The sequence below is a fragment of the Micrococcus sp. H39-S4 genome (assembly GCF_027158145.1).
Lineage (GTDB): Bacteria > Actinomycetota > Actinomycetes > Actinomycetales > Micrococcaceae > Micrococcus > Micrococcus luteus.
The window spans coordinates 1-4,492 of the sequence record NZ_JAPVLT010000020.1 but is presented as its reverse complement, the minus strand read 5'-3'; the positions used below and the strand labels follow the sequence as shown (position 1 = coordinate 4,492).

Below are 4,492 nucleotides of genomic sequence, written 5' to 3'. Positions count from 1 at the left end.
GCCCTGAGGCTTTCAGCTGCTCGACCAGGTCCTGGCCCGAGGGCTCGCCTGGGTTCTTCTCGTCGATCATGGTCATGATTCTTACCGTTCCTCTCGGTACGGCTTACACAGACCATCTGACACGCCCCCGCCAGCTGGCCGCCTCCCAGCAGAAGCTGGCCACCACCGAGACCGCCCTGGACATCATGGGAAAAGCACACGCGCTCTTGGAGCAGATTTCCGAGAGCGCGGACACCGAGCAGCCGCGCAAGAAGCGCTGATGGGCGCCTACACCGAGCTCACCGCCGCAGGCGTGACCACCCGGGACGCAGCGGGACTGACCGGGGTGTCGCGGGCCACCGCCACCCGCCGGCGGGCCCGGACAGCACCGGGACCTCGGACCGCGGTGGAGCCGGCCAACCGGCTCAGTCGCGTTGAGCGGGAACGGGTGCTGGAGGTGCTCAACAGTGACGAATTCGTCGACCAGCCCCCGGCCCAGGTCTACGCCACGCTGCTGGAGCGCGGGGTGTACCTGTGCTCGATCGCCACCATGTACCGCATCCTCGCAGCCGCCGCGCAGGTGAAGGAACGCCGGCGCCAGGCCCGTCACCCGGCCCGAGCGATCCCTGAGCTGATGGCCGACGGATCCGGTCAGGTCTACACCTGGGACATCACCAAGTTGCCCGGCCCGGCCAAGGGCGTCTACTACGACGCCTACGTGATGCTCGACGTCTACTCCCGCTACATCGTCGGCGCCCACGTCCACGCCCGAGAGTCCGGGCCTCTGGCCGAGGAGATGATGAAGGAGATCTTCGGGGTTCACGGTGTGCCCACCGTGGTGCACGCCGACCGCGGCACCTCGATGACCTCCAAACCTGTGGCCGCGCTGCTGGCCGACCTCGGCGTCACCCGTTCCCACTCCAGACCCAGCGTGAGCAATGACAACCCGTATTCCGAGGCGTGGTTCAAGACCTTGAAGTACGCCCCGGTCTTCCCGGACCGCTTCGGCTCTCTGGCCGACGCCCGGGCGTTCATGGCCGGTTTCGTCGAGACCTACAACCACGGACACCGTCACACCGGGATCGGGCTGCACACCCCCGCCGACGTCCACTACGGCCACGCCGCGACCGTGAGTCAGCAGCGCTCAGCGGCCCTGGCCGCGGCCCGCGCTACTCACCCCGAGCGCTTCTCCACCACCGCTGACCCGAAAATCCTCGCGCTACCCACCCACGCCTGGATCAACCAACCAACCGCCGCCGAACCGGTAGCCGCCTGACACCCACTGGCCTCAAACACCTTGAAAAATTCCGGAGTGCGATAGAGCCGGGGCACGAAGGTGAGGACAAGCACAGTGCTCCGTACCGCGAGTGGGACAAGGCTCATTATGGGCTCCTGTGCGGTCGGTGAAAATTGCGTTTTAGCCCGACTTGTCGAGTGGACCCAGGTACGCCACCAGCACATGGAGTAGGGGGACTGCTGAAGGTTCGGTTGACACTTCGGGTGTGGTGGTTCAGGCCGCTTTCGTCGGCCAGTAGATGGTCTCAAACTCGACCGGTGTCGTCTTTCCAAGGGCGCGCTGCCGGCGTCGGCGGTGGTAGGTCCGTTCGATCCAGGTGACGATCGCCAGCCGCAGCTCAGCGCGGCTGCTCCACCGGCGGCTGTTCAGGACGTTCTTCTGCAGGAGGGCGAAGAAGGACTCCATCGCGGCGTTGTCCGCGCTGGAGGCCACCCGTCCCATCGACCCGACCAGTCCGGCCCGGTGCAAGGCGGTGACGTAGGGCCGAGCACGGAACTGGCTGCCCCTATCGGCGTGCACCACGCAGCCGGTGACCTCGCCCGGGCCGCGGCGGGCGACGGCCATCTCGAGGGCGTCAACCGCGAGGGCGGCCGGCATCCGGTCGTCGATCGAGTAGCCGACGATCCGGCGCGACCACACGTCCTTGACCGCGCACAGGTACAGCTTCCCCTCGGCGGTGGCGTGCTCGGTGATGTCGGTCAGCCACAACCGGTTCGGGCCTGTCGCGGTGAAGTCCCGCTCGACGAGGTCGTCGTGCACGGGCGGGCCCGGCTTCTTCCACCGGCCACGAGTGCGGGCGTGGGCGGAGACGATCTGTGCTTGGGAGCAGATCTTCCATACCCGCCGCTCCGAGATCTCGTGCCCGGCCGCGGCGAGCTCGTCGGCGATGAACCGGTACCCGAACCCAGGGTCGTCACGGTGGACCTCGAACGCGGCGTTCATCGCGTAGGCGTCGACCAGGTCCCGCTCGCTGACCGGGTCGGCGCACCAGGCATAGAACGCCTGGGTCGAGAACTTCAGCACCCGGCAGGTCACCGTCACGGGGATCCCGTCGACGGCAAGGTCACGGACCAGCGGGTAGGTCATTTTGGGCTCTGACCCAGCCTCAAGTTCGCCTGCGACAGGTACGCCGCGGCGCGGCGCAGGACCTCGTTCTCCTGCTCCAGCAAGCGGATCTTCTTCCGCGCCTCGCGCAGCTCCTCGTTCTCGGCCTTGGTCACGCCGGGACGGTGGCCGTCCTCGACATCGGCCTGATGGAGCCAGTTGCGTAGGCAGGACTCGGAGATCCCGAAGTCCTTGGCGAGCTGAGCGATCGGGGCCTCGCCACGACGGGCGACCGCGACCACGTCGTCACGGAACTCCTTGGGGTGTGCTGCAGGCATGTCGACATCCTTCCAGCGGGGACCTCATGTCCCCACAGATCAGGTGTCAACCGAACCTTCAGCAGTCCCCTCCACAGGCGCCATTTTCTAGCACCGCGTGTGCAGAGTCTGTCCCCCGAAGTCGGGGGACGTCAGCGACGACAGCCCTGCGAGGGCTCAGACAGATGCACTGCCAGCGAGCATCCATCGGCAGGCCCAGCCGGCCCACGGTGCCAGGGATACTGGTCCAGCAGCACGGGCTCCCCATGCGATGGATCCCGATCATGCGACTAGGCGAGAGGACGCAGAGATGGGATACGCAGCGCGCCGCAAGCGCGAACAGCGGGCTCTCCGCCGGGAGGCTAGGAACCTTGGCACGGGACTGGAGCTTCTCGTCGCGCCTTCGCCGACGAGCGGCCCGGGTGCAAAGTTTCTCGACCGAGATCTCAGCTTGATCAGAGCGGGTCTGCTGTACGCCGACAGGGTCGAACTGCTGTCGCCTTCTGCCCTGATGTTGAGTGGCGTCGCCTCCATCTCCGACCCGACCGCCATGATCGCGCTCCTGAACCAGCTCGACGCGGATACCTTGGCCCACCTAGGTCTCAGGGGTGATCCAGCGAAGTTCCAAGCGGTCTTGCTCCAGTTGCAGGCAACCATGAGGCTCTCCAGGGAACAGAGGCGCAGCCTTACAGCTGCGCAGCGTTCCGCGCTGGATGAAGTGCACGCGCGTCTCGAGCAAGCCGTAAGCCAGCCAACGACGAGGGCGAAGCTGGAGTCAATGCTCGAAGAGGCCGGCGCGCCGGAGCTAGTCGAGGCCCTAGACGCCGGGGTTTTGCGCGTGAGGACAGACATCGGGGCCGCAGACCCGGAGGCGATGTTCGCAAGCTACCTCGAGGCTTTGCGCGCGGCGCTGGTGTCTCCCACGACAAATCTCCTCGTCGACGACCAGGTGGCCTCCGTGGCCCGGGCGCTGATTGAGAGCGGGCAGGTCTCGCCGAACCAGCTCGCCGTGGCGCGAGCCTCGCGCGCCCGTTCGGGTGCGGGACTGATCAGTCACCTGCCAGCATTCCTGGGCGCGGATGTCACCTCGGTGCTGTCAGCCCGCGCAGAGCTCGAGGCGCCACTGGGCCGATACCGGTCTGCGGTGAGCGAACTGACAGAACGCATGAAGCTGGGTCCTTTCGACGAGGGGCATGGGGACGAAATTGCCGACTTTTGGCGCGACGAAGTCCGTCCGACCGTTGACTCCCTCCGCGCAGACCTGAGCGTCTCCAGGCTCACTCGGGATGCAGCGCTGAACGTCGCCTCAGACACCAAGGCCCTATTCAGCGGCGGAGCGGTCTTCTTCGGTCTCGACTGGGTTGCTGAGGCGCCCACTATGGCTGCCGCGGCGGCCGGCACTGTCGCAACCACGGTGAAGGTCGCAGCTGACGCCTACAAGGGGCGTCAGCAACGCCGTGAGGATGCTAAGAGCCACGGGATGTTCTATCTGCTCGAACTCGACCGCCGACTCCAGCATCGGGAGTAGCGATGGTCTCCGAGCAGGACTCTTCGCGTCCCGCCGACCGCTCGATGCCCGCGCGTCTACGAATCAAGGCCCCATCGCATGGGCGATGGGGCCCAACGCGCGATTGCTGGGCGATCGCCTGCGACCGCAGGCACCGGCACCCGTCGTCCTTAGCTAGGGCCTAGGGCGTGTCTCCGGGTGGGGAGGGGCTGCAGCCTAGCTGTTGTGGGTCATGAGGTTCTTGGCACGAGGCCCGGGCTGAGATGAGACGAGCGGGCCCCGCCCGGCAGGATGGAAGTTCCTCAACAACCCACCTGCCAGAAGAGACCCGCTCATGACTCACGCTAA

At 66.6% G+C, this 4,492-nt stretch carries 1 protein-coding gene and 2 pseudogenes; 2 read left to right on the top strand and 1 reads right to left on the bottom strand.

What is annotated here, in order from left to right:
- Nucleotides 1-128: 128 nt before the first annotated feature.
- Nucleotides 129-1,255: pseudogene (locus O3T09_RS11715) on the top strand (transposase); the annotation flags it as partial.
- Nucleotides 1,256-1,489: 234 nt separating this feature from the next.
- On the opposite strand, the pseudogene O3T09_RS11710 reads toward O3T09_RS11715, so the two are convergent.
- Nucleotides 1,490-2,658: pseudogene (locus O3T09_RS11710) on the bottom strand (IS3 family transposase).
- Nucleotides 2,659-2,947: 289 nt separating this feature from the next.
- On the opposite strand from O3T09_RS11710, the gene O3T09_RS11705 reads away from it, so the two are divergent.
- Entirely contained in the window at nt 2,948-4,165 is a 1,218-nt protein-coding gene (locus O3T09_RS11705; protein ID WP_135019865.1) for a hypothetical protein, read from the top strand.
- Nucleotides 4,166-4,492 lie beyond the last annotated feature (327 nt).